The organism is Ruegeria sp. CDSA246 (assembly GCF_059611225.1).
This window is the reverse complement of the sequence record NZ_JBXWPD010000014.1, coordinates 38,265-62,002: the sequence shown is the minus strand read 5'-3', so window position 1 is coordinate 62,002 and position 23,738 is coordinate 38,265. Positions and strand designations below refer to the sequence as shown.

The following is a 23,738-nucleotide window of genomic DNA, read 5'->3' as shown; positions in this document are numbered from 1 at the left end:
ATTAGTTTAAGCACTATTTTTAACGATCGCCTTTGCCGTTCCCGCCAGAATTCCCACCGCCGTTGCCATTGCCACCTGCGTTACCACCGCCGTTCCCATTGCCGCCGCCGTTACCGTTGCCGCCACCGTTGCCATTGCCACCGGCGTTGCCATTGCCGCCGCCGTTGCCTCCAGCATTGCCATTGCCGCCGCCGTTGCCTCCAGCATTGCCGTTGTCGCCACCGTTGCCATTGCCTCCAGCATTCCCGTTGCCACCAGCGTTGCCACCTCCGTTGCCATTGTTTCCACGGCTCGTAGAAGTATTGCGACTGTTGCTGACGTCAGCAGGTGTCGAACGCGCTGCTTTCGATATTTGTCGACCAACACTGGATCGATTGGAAACGACCGTTCCGGTCTGGGCATTCACAATTACACTGACAATTTTTCCATCGGGCTTTTTGACAAGAATGCGATAGTAAATTTGATCAGCCTGAAACGCGCGCGCATCAACGGGGGTGCCACCAAAGGCTTTCTCGACGCCTTTGATAACCCGTTTCAAACGGATGGTGCCGCCGGTCAAGGTCGCCTTGCGCAGTTCACCTTGCATGAGCTCGCGCGTCTGGGCAGCCGCTTCCCCAATGGGCAAAGCAACCAGCAAACTTGCAACAATCAAGATCACCTTCGCACGCATGAACGTCCTCGTATTTCGCGGCTAGAGGCTACGTCTTTCGACATGAACCGATGATGAACAAGCAGTTAGCCCTGCGTTCAATTACCCTCAAGTTAAATGGAAACGAACTTTGAAGATTCGTACGTGAATCGAGACTTTGGAACACAGAGAGCCGATTTAAAGAATTAACGTCCGCTGATTTCCACTGAGGAGGCTGTTATGAAAACCACCAATTTTGGACTGTTAAAAGCATCAACCTTGGCAATCGCGTTGCTGGGATCAACTGCCATCGTGGCCACCATCGCCGCGCCGGATGTAGCCTTTGCTAAGGAAGGTAAAGGCAATGGCGGAGGAAACGGTAAAGGTGGAGGAAACGGTAAAGGTGGAGGAAACGGCGGCGGAAAAGGTGACGCTGGCGGAAACGGCAAGGGCGCCGATAATGGAAACGCTGGAGGAAACGGCGGCGGAAAAGGTAATAGCAGCGGCAAAGGGAACTCAGATAAAGGAGACCGTAGCGACCACAGTTCTGCCGGTAACAAAGGCGGAAAGAAAGATGCCGACAAAGGCCGGAGTGGGCGAAGTGCTGGGAAGTCCATTTTTGGAAACTCGAAGTCAAAATCCTCGCGCTCTGCTTCTGGGAATAGCGGTCGTTTTACATTGAAGGATATCTTCAGCGGAAAAGGTAAGACTAGAACGTTTAACACTTCAAAGAAAAACACGACCACTCATAGCGGTAAGCAAAAGCCAAGGACATATTCGAAATCATCAACAACCGTGATTGTCGAAGAGTCCATCCGCCCGGCCGTGCGAACCAAAGGGAACAGTATGGCGGCGCTTCTCGGCGCTCACCCGTCCGAATTAGGAGCGCTTAACGCAGCCAATGCCAACGCAACTGCATTAGAAAACGCTGCACCCAATTCCCGTGTCGGTCGAATTGCCAATTACCGAGACACCGTTCTAGCCGGAGAGCCGCTGCGCGAGGAGCTTGCGGAACAATTGGAAGAACTCGCCGGATTGGAACCTCCAGAGCGGACTATTCCCGAGATAGAAGAAGACTTGCGCACAGCTCTGGTCGACGTTCAAGAGAATCAAGAGAGGGTCGAAGACCTTGAACAGGCGCTCGAAGACGCCGGTGGAACGGATCCTGAAATCGAAGAACAGCTCGAAGAAGCACGTGCGGATTTAGACAGTTCGGTCGAAGAAGCACAGGACCTGAACGACGAACGACAAGCTGCTGTTGAATACGAAGAAGCAACCGAAGAAGTGCAAGAACTCGTTGATCTGGTTGATGAACAAGAATTGGCTGAGCGAGAAGCGCTGGAAGCCGCAGCCAACAAACCCGTCACCGACGCAGTTGAAGAAGAGGTGAAAGCGTTGTTGGGTCTGTAACGAAAGATCCCAGCCTCTTCTCGTCAATCAACTCGAAGTGCTGACCACTCACGGAAGCACTCAGCGCCGGGCCAGCCAAATGTTTCCCAAGAGTGAGAAGCGGCTGGCCCGAAGTTCATTGAGTTCGCCAAAGGTTGCGTCAATTTCCCTAGGGCGCACAAAAAGAAACCCCGCCCCAAACCGGAGCAGGATTTAGTTATCAATTCCAATATTTAGGACGAATATCGGGAATTGTTTGAGAGTCTGCTGAACTGTCTTCAGACGTTGTTATGTGCCTCAAAAAGCCGCTTGTTTTTAACGATTTCTGTCAGTGCATTTTCTATAGGAGGGAAGCGACCACTGCTCGACCTTGTTGTGGTTGACAAACGTTCCACGGCAACTTTGCCGGAGGTTTGCATCACAGTTGTTGGGCTGGACTCTTCAGTCACAAAGGCAGACTTAATCATGCGTTTCCCCTTGTCAGCGATCAAACGGTTTACAACTCGTTCGATCCAACATGAGCACTATGCCTCAGTTTGATTGAACACTTTGAGAACACATTGTTCACGTTCGGTTAATGTTGTTCGCGAAATAAAGACAAAGGATTAAGCGGGCGACGAGGTGGACGAAGAGCACCCTAACCTGGCACTTTGGTTGGATCATGCGATCACAATCTCAGCACATGGTCTCAGGTCGTAAGCAATTTATCGTACAGGAAAGCGACTCTTCGCTGATGAACTCGCCATGACCCATTCAAACTTATATCTAGGCTGTTAAGATAGAGAAGGTGCTCGTTAGGAAAAAAATTATTGGAGTTTTGGCGCTGGCACTGACCGCACAAGGTGCGTCACCAGCCAACGCAAATCCCAGTTTGTGCAGCCATAACACAGGGCAAGCTAGTGGAGTTGGCGCTACCCGCCAATCCAAGTGAAATCCAAATCCGGACTTTGTCCACCAGGCTTGGCGAAAAAAGCGGTCCCGTTCGTACCGCCAAGACAGGCCAAAAAATACCGTCGTGGGGACTACATTTATGATGGGTATGCCCGAGTCGATAATCCTAGCCGGTGGGGATTGCGGCGCAATGGATATTACGTGCGAGCCGGAAACTACGTTTACGAAATAAACCGTGAAACTTATGAAGTGTTGAACCTGATAAGGGCAATCGCTGATGTCCTGAATTGAGTGCATTGGTGGTTTCTCGCACTAAATTCAGTTTGCAGTCATTCGGTCGAATTGCCAGATTCGAAGGGATGGACCTGCGCAAGACCTCAGTTGTGGCGAAGAATTCATCTAAACTGCGTCTATGGTTGGCCCGAACGGGGCTTTGGCAAAGCCTTCGCCACGGACTTTTTTGCTTTCTTAAGCAACTCGGGATTTGCAAAGCTCAGCTGGGAACGTCCGGTTTGGGCCATAGACCCGTCACAAGCAACCATTTAACCGACGGCAGCTTTGTCCGGAGGCTGTGTGAAAACTCTGACCGGTCGGCGAAACATGCCGAAAACTCCTTTTAGGTGCATTCTCTCGCGCTTCTGAGAGACCATTCGCACAGGCGCTGAAAACGAGCGCGACGAGAGAGTTAGTGAGAACTAGCACCTAGAAGCTTATGATGCCTTCAAAAGGAAACAGACATCATGAACTCTCAAGCTTTAGGTGAGTTCACAAGTGATTAGAAAATACAAAACAACTCCATGCGTTCGGCTACTCAATTCCCGTTGGGAAGGACGGCCGTCGACTGTGGCCCAGGCAATTGTAAAAAACGAAGTGAGTCATCCGGCATCACCCAGACTGCGAAGAGAAGTGTGACCCGGAAGAGTGAATATGGCCCCTTACAATCAAGGAAATCGAGCTTGACCCAAACGCTCAATTGGAGAAACGGACCTTGAGCTCTAAGCTCAAATGCTTCAATGGCATCCCGATCTCTGGACATTCACAACAAAGGCGCACGCATTTCATTAGTCCCTGATCCCGCCGAGCCATGCACTTGTCGCTTCAAGCCCTTTGCGCAAGACAGAAAACATCTGCTCAATTTCACTTTCGCTAATCATTAGGGGCGGTGAAAGAACACACATGTTGATCACAGGTCGAACAAGTAGCCCACGTTTCTGGCATTCAATATCGATTTGGCCGCCAATCTCGTAGTCGCATCCCAGGTCGCTCCGGGGATCACCATCAACTGAGCATTGAACGCATCCCATCAACCCCATCCCGCGCACATCGGCAACGATGTCAATTTGACGCAGCTGCTGTAGTTGATCCTGAAATACCGGAGCGACGTTCCGAACGTGTTCGAGAAGCTGTTCCCGTTCAATAATTTCCATACTTTTTAGACCAGCGGCCGCGCTGACCGGGTGGCCAGAATAGGTGTAACCATTAGAAAAGGTAGCATCTTTTCCCGCAACGTCGGCGATCAATCTATCCGAGATAACCGCGGCGCCCATAGGTGCATACCCGGATGTCATTCCTTTGGCACAGGTGATTATGTCTGGCTGAATGCCAAAAACTGCATCAGACGAAAACCAATGACCCAATCGCCCAAAAGCTGTCACCACTTCGTCCGAGATATATAGAACATCATACTTCCTGCAGATGTTTAGGCAGCCTTCGTGATATCCTTTTGGCGGTACGATCACGCCGCCAGATGCCAGAACAGGTTCGGCGATAAAAGCGGCAACATTTTCTGGACCAAGTGCCACAATGGCGTTTTCAAGATCGGAAACCTTCTCTTTCAGAAAGCTCTCTTCGCTTTGACTAGTTGCACGGTAGAGCGGATTCACGTCAGGCAGGAAATGTGCGAGGTCATCCGCCTTGTCTAACCAAAGCCTGTCACGCTCTTTTCCACTGACGCTGGCCGCCAGATAAGTGCTTCCGTGATAGGCTTTTTGCCTTGAAATGATCTTCTTTTTCTCGGGCAGACCCAAAAGGTTGTTTCGAAAGTGGACAAAGCGGATGGCCGTATCCACCGCAGTGGAACCGCCGGTGGTAAAAAAGACATTGTTCAAGTCGCCCGGCGCCCGTTTGGCGATTTCGCGTGCGAACCGCGCGGCAGTCGAGTTGGAGTTGTTAAAGGGCGAGAAATAGGCAAGGTTCCGAGCCTGCTCAGCCATGGCCTCGGCCATCTCCTCGCGCCCATAACCGATCTGGGTGCACCACATGCCGCCCGGTCCATCGATCAAGCGTTCGCCTTTTTCGTTCACCACATGGATGCCGCTGGCACCTTCGATAAAAGTGCGGTCGTTTTCGCCCAAAGTTGCCATCCCTTCCCACGGGTGCAGGAAATGGTCGTTGTCCCAGTGCTTGGCGTTAGAGTTATCCACGGCGGGCCATACTTTCTGCGCTCATCACAATTGGGAACTCTTCGCGCACCTGAGCGTCTGAAGCGCCGAAGTAGTTGGGAAAATGGCTGTCGAGAATGGAATTGGCCTTGTCACGGGCGCGGTCCAATAGATCAGTTTTGCCTTCGTTTTCCCATGTATCTGTACGCTCACGATCCATGAGCCGCGGGTAGACAAATTCGGTGTTCATATAGTTCAGCGTGTGTGGGTTGCCGAGGAAATGACCTGGATCAATGGCGCATTGGTGGATCACATCCACCGCCATGGTTTCATCTGTGACTTCTATCCCGCGTAATGATCGCAGGATCATACCACCCGCTTCGTCATCGATAACCATGCTTTCAAAACTGCATCCCATCAGGCTGCCGATCATACCGCCAAACTCGCAAAGGCGATTGGCACCGGCATGTGCGGCAAGTGTGAAGGTCAGCGCCTTTTCCAACCCGTATTGCGCGTCGGGTATTTTGGCATCGGTCATGCCTGCGCCAACGGATGTGGGCAGGCCATAGAAATTGCCCATCTGAATGGCCGCTGCCCCGATGAGAGCCTGTTCACCGCTGCCGCCGGTAAACGACCCGCTGCGCAAGTCCGTGATGAAGGGCCAGGCGGCAAAACAGACCGGGCAGCCCGGCGTAATGAGGTTTACAATGGCAACGCAGGCCAGTGTTTCGGCCACGGTTTGAACCAGTGTTCCCGCAAGCGTCGCGGGGGCTGTGGCCCCGGCCTGAGGAGGCACAGCCAGATCGACAGTCAGACCAAGCTTGGCGGTATCAATCAGGATTTCCATGTTTTCCTTACCGATCCGCAGGGGCGAAACCATGGGGCAGCCACCAAAAATGACGCTTGGCTTTTTCATGAAAGCGCCTTCACCACCCTGAGCCAAATCAAACATTCGGATGGCATGCGGGATATGGCTGCGGTCGCGAAAGGTCAGACAGGCAGGCTTTTGGCTACCTGCGAGCATCGCATATATGGTGTTCATGTCGTGAGCGAAATCATCGGTCACGTCGGTGGCCAACACCGTGTCGCCCAGCATATGAATATTGTCCAAACGGTCAACCAGACGAGTGAAATCATAAACATCGCGCAGGACCGAAGGGCGATAAGTTTTGGTCTCGGAATCGAAGGTGGTGACGGCGGTGCCAGAGTTGGCGAAATAGACACTCTCCGCCTTGCAATGCATGTCGTCTTTGCCTTCACGTTCTCCTCGGGCATAGACGTAAAATTCCCTGGCAGCACCAGCCAGAATGTCTTCCATCAGGGCACGGGGGAAGCACAGTCGATTGAGGTCATTCATCACCGCGCCCTTGGACAGCACCAGATCAAGCAGTTCCGGGAAATGGTCGGTGACGCCAGTGTTTTCCAGAACGGTCAGGGCCGCTTGGTGGATGTTCTCCATATCTGATTGGGTCAACGGCTTATAGCGCCCGCCGCTTAAGCCTCCACGCACAGCCTCGTTGCCCGTGGTCGCCTGTTGCACCTTTATGCGCGCGGCGCGTCCGCCGCCGCCGCGACGGCGTGATTTTGCCTCAGCCATGACCGGCCATCCTTTGTTCTGGTTCCGGGCTGATCATGGTGAAATAGAAATCGTAAAAATCCTGGATCGAGGTTTCCATTTCGCCCAAGGGGCCCGGTTGGAAGTATTGAGAATTCACGCCGGACTGGTTGTGGCGAATAATGCGCTCGTCATCCAAAGAGGTGACATGCCAAAGCCAGGTCAGGTCTTCTTTGTTGTAATCTTGGCCTTCTTCAGCATCAGCGCGAACCAGCCAGACCACCTGAATGTCGGTTTCCTGCAGACCACGTGGAACAAAGCGGTAACCCACCATGTGATCCGAATAGATCAGGAACCAATTCAACGGGCCAACATCAAAGTCTGTTGCGCCACCGTCATAGCCTTTCAGCATTCCAAGCAATGGCGCAAGCGCCTCGCCCGATTTGCTGCCGGTTCTATAGCCTTGATAAAGCGGATAGCGCCGATAGTACCCGCTGGTGAACGGGGTGGGCGCAGCCTCGCCAACAAGCGCCAATTCATCAGGTAACAGGCCGACTTCAGCAGCCCTTGCCTTTAGCGGTTCGACCAAGCCAGCCATGTCTTGTGGCGATTTCAAGCTATGAGAGCGAGAGTATTCTTTGTGTGCTGGTCCGCAATGGTAGCATTCAAGATAGTTCTCAACCGCCAGTTTCCAATTCGCCGGAACTGGAAATGACGCCGTATGCGCAATTTTCAAATCGTCTAAACCATAGGGTTCGACGAGTGGCGAAAGCTGGCTGAGGACAGGATCTAGCGATGGCGTGTTTGCATCGGCACAGACAAAGATCAGGCCTTTGAAGACACTCACCTGAACGGGAAAGAGTCCGAATTTGGATGGGTCAAAATGTTCCCCCATATTGTGGCCCGCACGAAGTTTTCCCGATAGCTCATATGTCCAAGCGTGATACGGGCAAACAAGAACACGGGCGTTGCCGGACTGTTCAGTGCAAACGCGAGAACCCCTATGGCGGCAGACATTCAAATGGGCGCGAACTTCGCCTTCGCGGTCGCGAACAACGATAATGCTCTCCGGGCCATAGTCGAACAGGAAGTAGTCACCGGGGTTTGGGATTTGACTGACATGCCCGGCCCAAAGCCAGTTGCGGTTCCAGACCTGGGCAATGTCAAAATTATAGATGTCTTGCGAGGTATAGAATTCACGTGGCAGCGCGTGGCCGTGCTGGTGCGAGGCCATCAATCCATCTAATTCAAACGGTCGGCTGTTCATCACGTGTCCTCCAAATCGATTATCTCGCGGCGAAACCAGTCCTTGTCTGCTTCTACCTTGGGGCGTTCAAAATCGCGGGCGGCGCGGTGGCCTGCGAAGACTGCGTCCACGATCAACCCCGGAGACGCGGCATCGCCAATAAGTTCGAGGGTTTTCAAACCGATCCCGTGCAAGCTGTCATAAAGCGCTGTCTCTCGGTGGCGCTCGGTAACCAGAATTGTCGAGGCACACGGAACACCCGTTTCGCGTCCAGTAAAGGCACACCCGATGCGCGCGATGTCACCTTCAACCGCCGTCAGCACCTGATTGCAGCGAATGTCGATACCAAGCTCGATCAGGCGGGCCTGAATACGAGGCTGCTCCAAAGTATTGACGGCGTAAGTTGAAACTAAACTCTCTGGCGTGACGAAGACCACCTGGTATCCGGCGGTCGCCAGTTTTTCAGCGATTACCCCTGCCAGATAAATATGGTCATCATCATAGATCATCACCGGTCCAACCGGGGGCAGAAGGCCATTCATAATATCATCAGGCGTCAGCACTATGGCATCGGGCTTAATCGTGGGTTGGTGGCGCTGGGTGTTGCGCCCCGTGCCATCAGTACGCCAATGGCTGCCGGTGGCAACAAAGACGTGTTCGACGCCAAGCTCTGCCACCTGATCGCCATCAAGTCTGCTGTCAGTGAACAACTGAACGTTGCTGCGCTGTTTTAGATCACTCAGCCGATAGTCGACAACGCGCGACCAGGCCGCAAGGCCGGGTAGCTTGCTTTCCTTGGCAACACGTCCACCAAATTCAGCTGAGGCTTCGGCCAAGGTCACCTGATATCCTCGCCTTGCCAATTGCGTGGCGCATTCAAGACCGGCGGGGCCACCGCCAATAACCAAAGTATCCGCGTTGCTCTTCTTCGGCGCGATGATCTCGGGGTGCCAACCGCGTCGCCATTCTTCACCCATGGTCGGGTTTTGAGTACAGCGGATCGGGATGCCCAGATTGTCAGATGAGACGCAGATATTACAGCCGATGCATTCGCGAATTTCGTCGATCCTGCCGTCTTCAATCTTTTTCGGAATGAATGGGTCCGCAATGGAAGGTCGTGCGGCTCCGATGAGGTCGACAATTCCCTTTTTGACCATCGACAGCATCATGTCGGGGGACGTCAGGCGACCGACACCAACCACAGGTTTCCGTGTGATCTGTTTGACGTGCGACAGAAACGCGTTCTGATATCCGTCTTCTGGCTGAAAACGGGTTGTCGCACTGTCATTGGACCAGTCGGCTACATTCACATCCCATAGGTCAGGAAGATCGGCCAAAAGCTCGACCACGGCACGGCCTTCTTCTGAAGCCTGCATGCCGTCAGCGCCCACCATCTCATCAATGGCAAAACGGAGCGCCACAGCGCAGCTGTCACCTACAGCTTCGTGGGTATCTTCCAGCAGTTCGCGTGTCAGGCGCACGCGATTTTCAAGCGACCCGCCATATTCATCACTACGCTGGTTCATATGCGGCAGCATGAAATGTTGCGCCAACGTCATGTTGTGTCCGGCATAGACGTAAATGATGTCAAATCCGGCATCTTTCGCGCGCAGGGCGGCCTCGCGGTGCCAGCGGCGGAACTCGCGAATATCAGCTTTATCCATGGCCTGCGCCTGCTTGGGATGCGTCGTATCGACAGACATCTCGGAAGGTGCAAGAACCGGAGCCCGGGTCAGCAGGTTCTGCGCATGGTTGCCATTGTGCACCAGCTGGATAGCTGCCAGCGCACCATGCGCATGTACCGCATCCGTCATCAGCCGCAATGCGGGAACATCGCGCCCGTCCCATAGCCGCCCCTCGGCGTAAGGAGACAGGTCTGAGGTTGGGTGAATCTCGGTCTCCTGATTGGAAACCACCGCCCACCCACCTTCGGCTTTCATCCCACGAACGGCGGCATCCGCCCGCGGTCGGACATGCCCCAGCCCGGTGCAATGTGGCACCTGATAAAAGCGATTTCTGGCTGTGACTGGTCCAATCTGAACCGGTTCAAAAAGCAGAGCATATGGGTTCGCGTTCGACATGTTCACGCGTTTTCCTGTATCTGGGATCCGGAGCCGTAAGGCCCCGGAAATGTGGTTGTGTTAGAAGCCGGCTTTGATCCGTTCAAATTCGGCCAGCATTTTCGCCTCAAGCTCGGGATTCACCGCATCAAAGAACAAACTGCCTTCGAAGAAGCTTTTAGGGTCCGCAAAACCATAGGCTTCGATGTTGGCCTGATCGGCAACTTCGAAAGATTTTGCGTTGGAATGTGGGTAGCCCCAGTTGTCGATGATGTACTGACCGCTGGCAGGGTCAGTGAGCGCGTTCAACAGATCATAGACCTGATCGACCGGAGTCGTGGAAGACTTCAGATGCACGTAACCGCACGCCCAGGTCGCGATGCCCTTATCGACATCACGCATCATCGCGGCAGGCACTTCGTTCCAGATCAGATTCAGTTCTGACTGGTTCCAGGCCCAACCCAATTCGATCTCACCGCTGGTCATAGCCTGATCAAATTGACCCGCATCGGACCAGTAAAAGCGCATGTTCGGGTGGATCGAGCGCAGGAAATCAGATGCTTCCTTGAACTGCTCGTCGCTCAGATTGGTATAATCGTCGGCGTTTCCAGTGGCCAGCGCAGCCAGGGCGTACGCAGATGACGCGGCATCCGGGACGGCGATCTTGCCTGCATAAGCCGGGTCCGCCAGCATTTGCAGCGAGATATCGTCGCCTGAGATTTTGTCGGTGCGATAGATAAGGCCCGTGTTCCCCCACTCGAACGGCAACATGTAAAGCTTGCCGTCTAGGACGATGGCGTCGACTTCCTTGATCTCGGGCAGAACATCGGCCCAGTTGGTCAGTTTGCTTTCATCCAGCGGCTGGATCAGGTCGGCTGCGACCCATTTCCGGACCGCGTCAGAACAAGGATGCGCCAGATCAGCCGTGAAACCCGAACTCAGTTTCGTAAAGGCTTCTTCCTGACTTCCGAAATAGGAATAGCTTGGTGCCTCATTCCCGTATTTTTCCATGTAGCTGGCAAAGAACCCGGGATCTTCATATCCCGACCAGTCAAAAACCGTCAGATCGGCGCCACCTGCTATGGCACTTCCCGTACTTATCGCCGTCGCACATGCGAAGGCCGCAATTCCCTGAAGTCTCATTTTATCCTCCCACTATTTTACTTTGTGTATGTACCTAGATCGATCACGCTTGCCCCCTGAAGCCCCAGCCAAACTGCGTCGCCGCGTTTGAAATCGACCGTGTGAAAATAGTTTGGAACTGAGACCGAGATTGGTTTCTCAGCTCCCGCCACCTGAATGTGGTAGTGAATGTTCTCGCCATAGAATGCGACGTTGCTGACAGTGCCTTGAACCGTTGATGGATAGTCTTCGGGCTTTTCAGCAGCGATTTCCAATTGTTCCGGGCGAATACCGATGTTCATGTCTTTAGAGCTGGTCGCAACGTTGGGGTTTCTCTCAATCTCAATCCGCCCGAAGGCGGCTGCATCGATCGACAACATATCGCCGGTTTCACCCAACAACTGGGCAGGCAGTATGTTCATTTCACCGATGAAACTGGCCACTTGCTGATCACAAGGACGGGCATAAAGCGTGGTCGGTGTGTCCACTTGCTTAAGCCGTCCATTGAACATCACGCCAATACGATCGGACATGGTCATCGCCTCATATTGGTCGTGGGTGACCATCACAAAGGTGATGCCAAGCGATTGCTGCAGATTACGCATTTCAAACTGCATCTGTTCGCGCAGCTTCTTGTCGAGCGCTGACAAAGGTTCATCCAGTAACAACACCTTGGGTCGCATGATCAGCGCGCGGGCGAGCGCCACCCTTTGCCGCTGCCCACCCGACAATTCGCTTGCACCGCGATCCTGAAGACCGCCCAGCTCGACCATTTCCAGGGCCTCGGCCACGCGCTGGTCAATCTCAGCCTTGGGCGCCTTGCCCCGCAAGCCATAGGCCACGTTGTTTCCGACGTTCAGGTGCGGGAAGATGGCGTAGCTCTGAAAGACCATGTTCGTTGGGCGGTTGTTGGCAGGCACACCTTCCATATCCTGACCGTCGATCAGCACGGTGCCCTCGGTCGGTTCCTGGAAGCCCGCGATCATCCGCAACACCGTAGTCTTGCCGCATCCCGAGGGGCCTAGGAGTGAGAAAAACTCACCCTCTTTGAGATCGAGATTGATCCCGCTGGCCGCCAGGAATGTGCCATAGCGCTTTTCGACGCCCCTGAGTTCTATGATGTTTCTGTCTGTCATCGGACCTCTGATGCGGATGAGCGGCGGCGGAAATACTCGGCCAGCACCAGAAGCAGAACCGAGGTGAGCAGCAAGATGGAGCCAAGCGCCAGCACATTGGGAAGCTTGGCAGGGAAACGGATCTGGCTCCAGATATAGACCGGCAGGGTTGGCTGGTTGCCTGACAGGAAAAAGGCCAGGACGAACTCATCGAAGCTGACAGTGAACGTGACCAGCATGCTGGCTACGATGCCAGGGGAAACGACCGGCAGCGTCACGCGGCGGAAGGTTTCGAACACGCCGACGCCCAGATCGTAAGATGCCTCTTCCAGCGAAGCGTCGAAGTCATCGAACGCGGACTTCAAGATCGAAACGGAAAATGGCAAGGCGAGGAACGTATGGCCCAGAACAACGGTCAGCAAAGACGGCTTGAGACCGAGAAACAGAAACAGGACCAGCATTGACGAGGCCACGATAATGCCCGGAATAACCAACGGCAGCATCACCAGTCCTTCAGCTGCACGCTGACCCCGAAAACGATAGCGAACAAAGGCGCGCGCAGCGAACAGCCCCATAGCGGTGGATAGAAGTGCGACGACCGTGCCGACACCCAGCGAATTCCAAAGGGCCTGAATCAACGTATCCTGTTCGCCCAGCTTCCGATACCAGTCCAGCGTCCAGCCCTTGATCGGAAAGGCAACGATTGTACCGCTGTTGAACGAGAACAAAGGTAGGAAAAGAACCGGCAGGTACAGAAAGACCAAATACAGAAAAGCATAGGCTGTCAGCGTCGAGGGGCGCTTCATCTGATCCTCCTCCCAAGCTGGGTGGCGGTAATGACAAACACGATGGCGACGAAGCCAACCGACAGCATCGCGATCAGCGAAAGTGTGGCGCCGAGGGGCCAGTTGTTGGCAGCCCCGAACTGCACCTGAATAAGATTAGCGATCATCTTCCCGTCCGATCCGCCGACCAGTGCGGGCGTTACGTAGTCGCCGACAGTCGGAATGAAGATGATCAGGCAAGCCGCAATGATCCCCGGGATCGTCAGCGGCAGCGTCACCCGCATGAAGCGTTGCAAAGGACTGTTGCCGAGGTCTGTGGCGGCCTCCAACAGACTTGGATCGATCTTCTGCAACGAGACATAGATCGGCAGGATCGCAAAAGGTGCCCACGCATGAGCAAGCGTCAGCACGACAGCGAATTCGTTGTACAGCAGGAAGTCGAGCGGTTCGTCGATCAGACCAAGCATCATCAGTGCAGAATTCATCACCCCGTTGAACCCAAGGATGAGTTTCCAGGCAAATACGCGCAGCAGATAGCTGGACCAGAACGGAATGGTGATGAGCAGAAGCCAGATAGTCTTTTTCCGGGCCTTCATCGCGATGAAGTAGGCGATGGGATAGGCCAATGCGACAGTGACTACCGTAACTGCTCCGGCAATCCAGATCGACCTTAGCATTAAGTGTCGAACCAGCGGATCAGCAAGCGCGTCGCTATAGTTTTTCAACGTCGGTGTCTTGTCGAGCGTTACGTAGGTTTGGGTCCAGAACGAATAGGCGATCAGGATCACCAAAGGCGCCGCCACCAGAAACCCCACGTATGCCGTGGCTGGTGCGCTTAGGGTATAACCCCGGGACGCTTCGCTACGAAAAATCACCCTATCTCCCATCTCGGTACTTACGAGTCGCTAATGGACGATCGTCCATTTAATGTTGCGCCAGAAAGGCCTTTCGTGTCAATCTCCCTGTGAGCGGCCCATATGAGAAGACCCTAAGATAATGGAATCATTGAATAGAGTGACAGATCCTAAAGGAAGAAAGCGTAGTTCGAAGCGCGATCCGGAAGCCAATAGGCAGCTTCTGATTAAGGCGACACTGGATACAATTGCTGATATTGGAGTTACCGATACCTCGGTCAGTCGCATCTGCGAGCGCTCAGGTCTGTCGCGCGGAATGATCCATTTGCATTTCGGGGGGAAGGACAATTTGCTGACCGCTGCGGCCCAGCATTTCAGTACTGAGTATTATGCCGAGATGGACAGAATGACCGATCTGGGCTCGGATGCATCGCCCGAAGACCGAGTGATGGCTGTGATCGAGGCGGATCTGTCCGAAGCTTTGCTCAATCCACGAAGTACGAAAATCTGGCATGCATTCCGAGGCATCGCAAGTTCACATCCAGGTATTGCCCGATACAGCAGCACTCAGGACCCCAAACTTGTCGAGACTTTGCGGCGTGCGTTCTTGGAGATAGCCCAACAAAACGAGCAAGATCCGAACTTGGTGGATGATGCCACCAGCGGAACTCTGGCCTTGCTGGAAGGTATGTGGGTAAATTACCTGACCGATATGCAGATGTTTTCGCGACGACGCTCTGCGGAACTTATTCGAAGGTTTTTAGGCGGGCTTTTCCCAGGCAAATTCATGTTATGAGCCTTGGCGACGCTCAGATTTGACGTAGAGACAAAACCCCTTCTTGGAAAGCCGACAACTGGTACTGGTGATACCCCCAGCTACTAAGCGCCATCCAGCCGAACACGCGACCTATCCATCGCCCAGCAGGGCATTGCAACGCAATGTCCCGAGAGGGATTCACCCAGAGCCGTCCTTTCGTCGGTTGTTTTAGGGGCCCTTTCAGCCCCTCTCGTAGCCAAAGCCTTTCAATTGCGTATTCCCAGTCGATTGCCGCTTGGATCCCAATAGTGCTGCCGCCCAATCTTGTAGAGAATTAGCGATGGGGCATGGAACCATCAAAGGCAAAAAGCGTGAAGACCTCCGAACATCGTAGCGGTTTCTGCCTTTGGTGAGAACTTTTCAAGGTTGATAGCTATGAAGCAACAACGAGTCCTGATCCTAGGTTAGTGTTGGCTAAAGCAGTGGAGAAGGTTCATGCCATGGCGTCAACAGGGCCTTCTTGCAAAGCTGGCGCTAAATTATCTCGGGCTTCAAATCCTGGAATCAGAGCGGTAGGAAATGAAGTCGCGTTATCAGGCTGATCGACACATCAGATTTCGCGAACCTTGGATCAAAAATTGCCACCGGAATTGGATGCCGCACCAAAGAAAATGTGCCGCCGCTTGTGTCGCTTCGGCGCTTCAAATCTCGTAAAGGTGCTTCCGGACAGTTGGATCGATCCTATTGCTTTGGGCAGGGTAGATACCGCAGGAGGCAATGGCCTCGCGTGCTGATACGCGCTCGTGCAAGCGCTTCCAGATTGTTTTGGCTGCGTAGGGGTGCGGGTATGGGCGCCAGGCGACGCCCATGGTCATGCCGCGCAGATATTTTAGTTGCTGGCGGTGTGCGGAATACAAAATCGTATTGGCGACGCTGCCTTCGCGCGCCAGCTCATGTTCGGTCACGAATATCCTGTTACCCCGCATCGTCACAAGGCCAGAGTAACGCGAAATCTGGTGTGTGCTCTTGTCTGGCGAGGTGGCAATTTCCCGGGATCGTATAGTGAACAGCCCATCCCTTTCCTGAATTCGGATCAGGGAACAAAAAATCTTACCTTCCCAGGACGGCGTGCAGAAATAGGAATGATAGAAGCCTACGTAACGTCGCAGGTTTTTCTGCTGGCCCCGAAAAGGGCCCAGAAACGCGTCCGTAGGTGTATTCCCGGCTTGTGGCAGAGCACGCTTGAGCATTCGTTCGAAACTTGCTGTTTCCGCGAACAAGTCGGCTTCTGTCAGGTCGAAATGACGCGCAATACGCCGCATGTTGTGGGCAGAGGGCAGGCTGGCGCCGTTCAGGTAGCGATTGAACTGCTGTCTGTTGACGCCGATATCTCGGCAAATCTGCGAAATGTTCCCATGCTCTGCGCATAATGATCGCAGGTTGGCAGAAAAATTCTCTGACATAGGCAAAACCTTTCGCGTTCTGACGCTATATCACGACAATTCGCGTCAGTTCGCGCAAGATCACACAATTTGCTTTATCTGCAAATCGGTTTCTTCTTCGGCATCACTTTGCAACAGACAAGCGACCAGATGCCAATTGAACCCATCGAAAACACATGGATCACGCTCGCCGACGGGCGACGGTTGGCTGCGCGCATCTGGTTGCCCGAATCCAGTCCCGCCCCTGCAATTCTGGAATACCTGCCTTACCGCAAACGCGACGGCACCGCGCCAAGAGATGAAACGACCCACACCGTATTTGCCGACGCAGGTTATGCCTGCGTCCGGGTCGACATCGCGGGCACCGGGGACAGCGAAGGGCAGTTCGACGACGAATACTCCGAGCTGGAACTGCGCGATGGTGAAGAGGTCCTGGCCTGGATCGCCGCGCAGGATTGGTGCGACGGTCATATCGGGATGATCGGAATATCGTGGGGCGGATTCAACGGCCTGCAACTGGCCTTTCGGCAACCACCTGCGTTGAAGGCCGTTGTCAGCGTCGCCTCGACCGTGGATCGCTATGCGGATGACATCCATTTTATGGGCGGGTGCCTGCTGAGTGACAACATGAACTGGGGCAGCCAGATGTTTGCCTATTTGACCCGCCCCGCTGATCCGGACCTTCGTGCAGACTGGCGAGAGGACTGGCTGGCTCGGCTAAGAAACGTTCCATTCTCTGCCGCAGATTGGCTGCGCCATCAAACGCGTGACGCGTTTTGGAAACATGGATCGGTTTGCGAGGATTGGTCCGCGATCCAAACCCCCGTTTTGGCAATCACCGGCTGGGCAGATGCTTATGTCAATGCGCCCCCGGCTTTGGCGGCAAGTCTGACGGTGCCAACCAAAGCCATCATCGGGCCGTGGGAACACCGTTATCCTCACATCTCTAAACTTGATCCTGCAGACTTTCATTCCGAAGTGATCGGCTGGTTTGACCGCTGGCTGAAGGGGCAGGAAAATGGGGCCGAGGACCTGCCCGCGTACCGGACGTACATGCAGGAGCATTTTAACCCGACGGCGCACAACTCTGCCCGGCGAGGTCGTTGGATTGCCGAAACCACCTGGCCGTCGCCGTACGTGTCCGAACAGGTCTGGCATTTGACACCCGGCGGGTTTTTGCAGGAACCGGCGACAGATACGGTTGCAATAGCCTCGCCCAGTCATGTCGGCCGGGAAGGCGGGTATTTCTGCGCTGGCATGCGGATCGACAATGAACTTGCAGGCGACCAGGCAAGGGATGATGCCCTGTCGGTGTGTTTTGAAAGCGCACCGCTGCAAGCCCCGCTGGAGCTGTTGGGCCGCGCAAAGCTAAAGTTTCGATTCTCGGTGGATCAACCCGTTGCCCAGCTTGTCGCAAGGCTGTGCGATGTCTCGCCCGAAGGAGTATCGCAGCGCATCAGCTATCGTCCGTTGAACCTGTGCCACTACCGCAGCCACGAAGCGCCCGAAACCCTGCAACCGGGTGAAATCTATGAGGCCGAGATTGCCCTAAATGAGTGCGCGCATCATCTGCGCGAGGGCCACGTGTTGCGACTGGCGCTGACGACGTCGTACTGGCCGATCGTTTGGCCATCGCCCCGTTCGGCCGAGGTGACTTTGCACTTACAGGAGTGCGCCCTGCATCTGCCGGTGCGCGAAGTCACGCACGAAGTTCAAGCCTCGGAACCTGGTCCGGCACAGGATTATCCGGTTCTTGCCGCTGAACAATTGCGTCTGCCATCCGCGCAATCCGAACGCATCATGACTGACGATGGTCGGATCGTTCTGGAGACATTTGATGACTATGGCAAAGCGCGCGATCCCTACCATGATCTGACTGCCGGTAGTGACGTGCGCATGCACTACGGCATTCACCCCGATGATCCGGCATCCGCATGTTTCGAGACCGCCTGGAATTTCACCTTCGAACGAGCGGATTGGCAGGTCGCCATCTCAACCGAATGCCGGATGACCTGCGATGCACAGAATTTTTATCTCGACCGCAAGCTACGCGCCACCGAAGGCGCGGATGAAATCGAAGTTCTGACGAAGGAATGGTCCGAAACCATTCCGCGCGGGCTTCTGTGACTTAATCTAAGGGAGGATACTATGAAGATCGAATGGACAAAGGCCAATGTAGGCCGCCGGGGGTTTCTGAAGGGCGCAACCGCGCTTGGGGCCGCTACGGCGCTTCCGATGGGATGGGCGAACCGTGTGCTTGCTGCAGATGACGGCGTGCTGCGGGTGCGAGCCTATGGCGATGCGCAGAATATGGATCCGGCCCATTCTGTTGGTGTCGTTGAAGAAGAGGTTCATGCCTCGATCTACAACAAGCTGATCCAGTACAAACCAGGCGAGGAATGGGGCTGGCAGATGGATGCCGCCACGATGATCGAGCAGGTTGATCCGACCCATATCAAGTTCGCGTTGCGTGACGATATCGGGTTCACCAATGGATTTGGCGCCATGACCGCCGAGGACGTCAAGTTCAGCATGGAACGGATCGTGGACGACGCAACCGACAGTCCGAACAAGCCCGATCTGGGGTCATTCAGCCACGTGGACGTGACCAGCGAACGCGAAGGCACGATCGTGCTGAACAAACCGTTCGCACCGATCTGGTCGATCGCCCTTCCCTACATTACCGGCAACATCGTGTCGAAGGCCGCTGTCGAAGCCGCCGGTGGCCGGATCGGCGCTGATCCGGTGGCAGAGTCCGGCCCATATCTGCGGGACAGCTGGTCGCCCAAGGAAAAGACGGTTCTTAAGCGCAACCCCGACTGGAAAGGGGACGCGCCCACTTGGGACACCGTCGAGATCTATCCGATTGACGATGAAAACACCGCCGAGATCGCTTTTGAGGCCGGTGAACTGGACGTCACCCGCGTGTCGCTGGGTTCGGTCGAACGGTATCGTGCCGGGGTGCCCAATGGCGGATCGTTGGTTGAGAAGCCCTCGCTCTACTATGTCTGGATGGGCATGAACGTCGAGCATCCGAAGCTTCAAAATCAAAAACTGCGGCAAGCGATTCAGCACGCAGTGGATGTACCCAGCATTCTGGAGGCCGCCTATTTTGGCGCTGCCGAACCAGCGACCGGCATCATCGCACCGGGCCTCGCCGGGCATCGGGCTTCTTCGCTGGTGCCACCGGCGGCGGATTTTGAGAAAGCGGCGCAACTGCTGGCGGAATCCGGTGAAACCAACGTTACACTGACCCTCGACACGTTGAACAAGACGACGTTCACGACAACCGCTCAGATCATTCAGGCCACGCTCGCGCAGATCGGGATCACGGTTGAGGTGAACGTTCTGGAATCCGGGGCGTTCTGGGCGTCTGGTGACAATGAAAACCTGCAGCTTGTTTTGAACCGCTATTCGATGACGCCCGATCCGTATTATGCGACGTCGTGGTTCACGCCTGAACAGATCGGAAAGTGGAACTGGGAACGCTTTGACAGTCCTGAATTCAACGAAATCCATGAAACGGCTGCAGCTGAAACGGATGTCGCCAAGCGGGCGGAAATGTATCAGCGCGCGCAGGATCTGATGGAGGAAAGCGGTGCTTACCGCTTTATCACACACGAGGCGACACCGGTTATTCACAGCGCACGTGTCATTCCAGCGCTGCGGCCAGATGGCCTGTCCCTGCTTCGTTATTTCGGCAAGGCGACCTGACCACCCCAGTTCGAATGGGTACGGCGGGCTGGAAATGTCCGTCGTACCAATACTAACGCCATCAAGCCTTAAGGAGCCAGTTGGCCATGCTGAATTTCGCAACCCGTCGCTTCGGGCTGTCGCTGCTCATCCTGTTCGTGGCGGTCACCGTCATGTTCCTGATGATCCGCGCCGTGCCTGGCGATCCGGTCCAGATCATGCTGGGCCCGCGTGCCACGCCCGAACTTCAGGCCCAACTCACAGCGGCGCTGGGGCTTGATCAACCGATCTGGAAACAGCTTTTGATCTTTTACGGAAACCTTTTGCAGGGTGACCTTGGAACCGATGTTTTCTCGGGCCGTTCCGTGACCGATATCGTGTTCCAGCAATTGCCGTTCACGCTGGAACTGATTTTTGCGTCAATCCTGTGGTCTGCAAGCCTGGGCATCGCACTTGGTGCCTATGCGGCGGCGCATCCCAACACGCTGATCGACCGGATCGCCGCCGCAATATCCGTCAGCTTCGTGGCTGCCCCGGCCTTTGTTGTCGCGCTTTTAGCGCTGCTGGTATTCGCCGTGCATTTGCAATGGTTTCCCGCCATCGGTGCCGGAGAGGGGTTCTGGGACCGTCTCGACCATCTGGTTCTGCCAGCCTTTGCGATCGGCCTCAGCTGGGTCGGCTATATTGCTCGACTTGTACGCGCTTCGATGCTCGAGGTTATGGGCGAAAGCCATGTGCGCACCGCGCGCGCCTTTGGGATCGCCGAGCGTCGCGTGGTCATGGTTTATGCACTGCGGATCGCCATTTTGCCGGTCGTTACCGTGATCGGGGTAGGGATGGGCTTTCTTCTCAGCTCCGCCGTTTTTGCAGAAATTGTCTTTGCCCGACCGGGTCTGGGCAAACTGGTGATCGATAGCATCACCACCCGAAACTACCCGATTGTTATGGGTTCGGTCCTCATATCAACGGCGTTGTTCGTGGTGTCGACCGCGTTGGCAGACCTGATCAATGCGTTGCTCGACCCACGCGCACGCACGGCTCATTGAGGAGGGAGCGTTATGGAAAAATCTCGTTCCGAACTTGGGCAGATCATCATCGGCGTCGCCCGTGACCCGCTTGGACTTATGGGCCTGATCATCGTCGGCGTAATCGTGTTCTGCGCAATCTTCGCCTATTGGATCGTTCCATATGATCCGATTGCGATGGATATCAAATCCCGCTTGCAAGGACCGTCCGCCGCACATCTGCTGGGTACAGACCAATTGGGGCGCGATACGTTTTCGCGGGTCATCGCGGGGGGGCAGGTTGCGCTCAAGGTTGCATTGCCGGCCGTGTTCGGTGCAATGGCGATTGGCCTGACATTGGGCATGATTGCCGGGTATGGGCCGAAATGGCTGGATAACCTTCTGATGTTGTTCTTCGATACCATCCGGTCCTTTCCGACGGTGATGTTCGCCTTGGCCGTTGTGGCTCTTGTCGGACCCAGTCTGCAAACTGTGGTGTTCGTGGTCATGGCAACCTCAATCCCGACCTATGGGCGCGTGGCCCGGACCCAGACGCTGACCCTGCGCAATTCTGAATTCATTCTGGCCGAGCGGTCGATGGGAGCCAGCATGGCGCGCATTCTAGGCGTGCATATGCTGCCCAATATCATCGGCGTTCTAGCTGTGCTGGCGGCGATGGATATCCCGACAGTCATCGCGCTGGAGGCGGGCCTGTCCTTTTTGGGGCTGGGTGTGAAACCCCCGACGCCCAGCTGGGGTGCTTTGCTTAAGGATGGCTATTCTCTGATCCGTCAAACGCCGTGGCTGGTGGTGGGCGGGGGTCTGCCGATCATCTTGGCAACGCTTGGTTTCACATTTCTGGGCGAAAGCCTGCGCGACGTGGTTGACCCGAAACTGAGGAAGCAGCGATGACTGAGACACTTCTGGAAATCGACCACCTCAGCGTCGATTACGAAACAGGCCGTGGTGACCTCAAAGCTCTGAGGGACATTACATTCGACGTCAACAAGGGCGAAATCGTTGGCATCGTCGGGGAATCCGGCTGCGGTAAGTCCACTCTGATCTCGTCTATCCTGCGTTTGACAGCGCCTAATACGCGGTTCCGCGAAGGAGAGATCAGGTTCAAGGGGCAAGATTTGCTGCAGGCCTCCGAACGACATATGCGCGATCTGCGCGGGGCGGACATTTCCATCGTTTTTCAGGACCCGATGCAAACGCACAATCCGGTTTTGACCATTGGGCAGCAGATGCTGGACATTCAGCACCGCTCCAAACAGTCAAAGGCGGACAAGCTGGCCCACGCGGCCAAGATGCTGGGCGCTGTTGGCATTCCTGATCCCGAGGCGCGCCTAAAGCAGTATCCGCATGAATTCTCGGGCGGGATGCGCCAACGGATCGCCATTGCAATGGCATTGATGTCCGAACCTGACCTTTTGATCGCGGATGAGCCGACGACAGCGCTGGACGCAACGTTAGAGGTGCAGATCATCGAACGCCTGCAAGAGCTGCAGCGCGAGTTTCACTGTGCCATCCTGTTTATTTCGCACCATTTGGGCGTGATCGCGGAACTCTGTGACCGGGTGGTGGTGATGTATGCTGGTGCGGTTGTCGAAAGCGGGGACGTACGTGAGATTTTTCACAACCCAAAACACCCCTACACACGCCGCCTGATCGAATGTGACCCCGGTCATATCAAAGAACGAGCGCGTGTTTTGCCGACCATTCCCGGTGAAGTGCCTGATCTGGCCAACCTACCGGGTGGCTGCATCTTCCGCGATCGTTGTGATCAAGCGATGGCACGGTGCGCCACCGAAGTTCCGCCGTTGGATCAATTGAAAGAAGGCCATCACGCCGCATGCTGGCTAAACCACGAGGAGGTCACAACATGAGCTTGCTGAACGTCGTGGACCTTAAAACTAGCTATGGCCCAGTCAATGTTTTGGCGGGTGTCAGCTTTACCGTGCAACCCGGCGAGACTTACGCGCTGGTTGGCGAAAGCGGTTCTGGCAAAACGACTGTTATTCGCGCCATTGCGGGTCTTGCGCCTGCGCAAGACGGCTCAGTCACTTTTGAGGGGCAGGAAATTCGCGGCGCGCCGGAACGTGTCATGCGTCCGCTGCGTAAAGACATGGCAATGATGTTTCAGGATCCGGTGGGAAGCCTGTCGCCGCGTCTGACAATCCGCAGCCTGATCACTGAGCCTTACCGTATTCAGGGTATGAAAGACAAAGATCTGGATGCAGAAGCCAAGCGACTGCTGGAAATGGTCAATCTGCCCACGCATTTTGCAGATCGCTATCCCTACCAGTTGTCGGGTGGGCAAGCGCGGCGAGTAGGCGTGGCCCGAGCGCTGGCGTTGGAGCCGAAATTGATCCTCGCGGATGAACCGACCGCAGGCCTCGACGTGTCGGTGCAGGGTGAACTTTTGAACCTGCTCAACGATCTGCGCGAACGGCTGGGACTGGCGATGGTAATCATCACCCATAACCTCAGCGTTGTACGGCACGTGGCCGACAGAATGGGCATCATGTATCTAGGTCGATTAGTAGAAGAAGGCACAACCGAGACGATTTTCAGCGATCCGCGCCACCCATACACCCGCTGCCTCTTAAGCGCCAACCCAGAACCCGATCCGGATGCGCGGTTGGAACGGATCGCCCTAAAAGGTGAGCCTCCCAGCCTGCTCAAACGCCCCTCTGGATGTGAATTCCGTGAACGCTGTCCTTTTGCAAAGGACATTTGCACTCAGACCCCACAATGGGAAGTGGACGGCGGCCACGGGCTGCGTTGTCTGGCGCCGTTGTCGTAGTAGGAAA

General features: G+C 55.1%; 19 protein-coding genes. 8 read left to right on the top strand and 11 right to left on the bottom strand.

From position 1 onward, the window contains the following. Positions 1–19: 19 nt before the first annotated feature. The gene (locus tag AC2FI9_RS17485; RefSeq protein WP_496769403.1) at positions 20–670 is read right to left on the bottom strand and encodes a PepSY domain-containing protein; all 651 of its coding nucleotides are present in this window, start codon (positions 668–670) and stop codon (positions 20–22) included. Between the two features lie 198 nt (positions 671–868). Between AC2FI9_RS17485 and AC2FI9_RS17480 the strand changes: the two genes are divergently transcribed. Then, positions 869–2,038, top strand: a complete 1,170-nt coding sequence (locus tag AC2FI9_RS17480; protein WP_496742162.1) for a hypothetical protein — start codon at positions 869–871, stop codon at positions 2,036–2,038. A gap of 257 nt (positions 2,039–2,295) precedes the next feature. Here the strand turns inward: AC2FI9_RS17480 and AC2FI9_RS17475 are convergent, their stop codons facing one another. From AC2FI9_RS17475 to AC2FI9_RS17435, 9 genes are all read right to left on the bottom strand, one after another. After that, complete coding sequence (locus AC2FI9_RS17475; protein WP_480794126.1) at positions 2,296–2,484, bottom strand: hypothetical protein; 189 nt, start codon at positions 2,482–2,484, stop codon at positions 2,296–2,298. A 1,485-nt stretch (positions 2,485–3,969) separates the two neighbouring features. Next, positions 3,970–5,331 carry an aminotransferase gene (locus AC2FI9_RS17470; protein WP_496769401.1) on the bottom strand — a complete coding sequence of 454 codons (1,362 nt, stop codon included), beginning with the start codon at positions 5,329–5,331 and terminating at the stop codon, positions 3,970–3,972. Then, entirely contained in the window at positions 5,324–6,886 is a 1,563-nt protein-coding gene (locus AC2FI9_RS17465; RefSeq protein ID WP_496769399.1) for a trimethylamine methyltransferase family protein, read from the bottom strand. The genes AC2FI9_RS17470 and AC2FI9_RS17465 overlap by 8 nt, the downstream gene beginning before the upstream one ends. Next, on the bottom strand, positions 6,879–8,111 hold the full coding sequence (locus tag AC2FI9_RS17460) for an aromatic ring-hydroxylating oxygenase subunit alpha (protein ID WP_496769398.1): 1,233 nt from the start codon (positions 8,109–8,111) through the stop codon (positions 6,879–6,881). Before AC2FI9_RS17460 ends, AC2FI9_RS17465 begins: the two co-directional genes overlap by 8 nt. After that, on the bottom strand, positions 8,111–10,171 hold the full coding sequence (locus AC2FI9_RS17455; protein ID WP_496769396.1) for an oxidoreductase: 2,061 nt from the start codon (positions 10,169–10,171) through the stop codon (positions 8,111–8,113). The genes AC2FI9_RS17460 and AC2FI9_RS17455 overlap by 1 nt, the downstream gene beginning before the upstream one ends. Positions 10,172–10,231: 60 nt before the next feature. Next, positions 10,232–11,293, bottom strand: a complete 1,062-nt coding sequence (locus tag AC2FI9_RS17450; protein WP_496769394.1) for an ABC transporter substrate-binding protein — start codon at positions 11,291–11,293, stop codon at positions 10,232–10,234. A 17-nt stretch (positions 11,294–11,310) separates the two neighbouring features. After that, on the bottom strand, positions 11,311–12,408 hold the full coding sequence (locus AC2FI9_RS17445; protein WP_496769392.1) for an ABC transporter ATP-binding protein: 1,098 nt from the start codon (positions 12,406–12,408) through the stop codon (positions 11,311–11,313). Further along, the gene (locus tag AC2FI9_RS17440; protein ID WP_496690593.1) at positions 12,405–13,193 is read right to left on the bottom strand and encodes an ABC transporter permease; all 789 of its coding nucleotides are present in this window, start codon (positions 13,191–13,193) and stop codon (positions 12,405–12,407) included. Before AC2FI9_RS17440 ends, AC2FI9_RS17445 begins: the two co-directional genes overlap by 4 nt. Further along, positions 13,190–14,059, bottom strand: coding sequence for an ABC transporter permease (locus tag AC2FI9_RS17435; protein WP_496706694.1), 870 nt, complete (start codon positions 14,057–14,059; stop codon positions 13,190–13,192). The genes AC2FI9_RS17440 and AC2FI9_RS17435 overlap by 4 nt, the downstream gene beginning before the upstream one ends. A 127-nt stretch (positions 14,060–14,186) precedes the next feature. On the opposite strand from AC2FI9_RS17435, the gene AC2FI9_RS17430 reads away from it, so the two are divergent. After that, on the top strand, positions 14,187–14,822 hold the full coding sequence (locus tag AC2FI9_RS17430) for a TetR family transcriptional regulator C-terminal domain-containing protein (RefSeq protein WP_496769389.1): 636 nt from the start codon (positions 14,187–14,189) through the stop codon (positions 14,820–14,822). 662 nt (positions 14,823–15,484) lie between these two features. On the opposite strand, the gene AC2FI9_RS17425 is transcribed toward AC2FI9_RS17430, so the two are convergent. After that, the gene (locus AC2FI9_RS17425; RefSeq protein WP_496769386.1) at positions 15,485–16,246 is read right to left on the bottom strand and encodes a helix-turn-helix transcriptional regulator; all 762 of its coding nucleotides are present in this window, start codon (positions 16,244–16,246) and stop codon (positions 15,485–15,487) included. Positions 16,247–16,375: 129 nt separating this feature from the next. Here AC2FI9_RS17425 and AC2FI9_RS17420 point away from each other — a divergent pair, with 129 nt between their 5' ends. The 6 genes from AC2FI9_RS17420 (at position 16,376) to AC2FI9_RS17395 (ending at position 23,731) form a co-directional block, all read left to right on the top strand. Then, positions 16,376–18,352 carry a CocE/NonD family hydrolase gene (locus AC2FI9_RS17420; RefSeq protein WP_496769384.1) on the top strand — a complete coding sequence of 659 codons (1,977 nt, stop codon included), beginning with the start codon at positions 16,376–16,378 and terminating at the stop codon, positions 18,350–18,352. A gap of 21 nt (positions 18,353–18,373) precedes the next feature. Next, complete coding sequence (locus tag AC2FI9_RS17415; RefSeq protein ID WP_496769382.1) at positions 18,374–19,939, top strand: ABC transporter substrate-binding protein; 1,566 nt, start codon at positions 18,374–18,376, stop codon at positions 19,937–19,939. A gap of 86 nt (positions 19,940–20,025) precedes the next feature. Continuing rightward, positions 20,026–20,964 (top strand): ABC transporter permease, encoded by a 939-nt coding sequence (locus AC2FI9_RS17410; protein WP_170765187.1) that lies wholly within the window; start codon positions 20,026–20,028, stop codon positions 20,962–20,964. A 12-nt stretch (positions 20,965–20,976) separates the two neighbouring features. Next, positions 20,977–21,834, top strand: coding sequence for an ABC transporter permease (locus AC2FI9_RS17405; protein ID WP_496725606.1), 858 nt, complete (start codon positions 20,977–20,979; stop codon positions 21,832–21,834). Beyond that, complete coding sequence (locus tag AC2FI9_RS17400) at positions 21,831–22,811, top strand: ABC transporter ATP-binding protein (protein ID WP_496725605.1); 981 nt, start codon at positions 21,831–21,833, stop codon at positions 22,809–22,811. Before AC2FI9_RS17405 ends, AC2FI9_RS17400 begins: the two co-directional genes overlap by 4 nt. Beyond that, positions 22,808–23,731, top strand: a complete 924-nt coding sequence (locus AC2FI9_RS17395) for an oligopeptide/dipeptide ABC transporter ATP-binding protein (protein WP_496725604.1) — start codon at positions 22,808–22,810, stop codon at positions 23,729–23,731. Before AC2FI9_RS17400 ends, AC2FI9_RS17395 begins: the two co-directional genes overlap by 4 nt. The last annotated feature ends 7 nt before the right edge of the window (positions 23,732–23,738 follow it).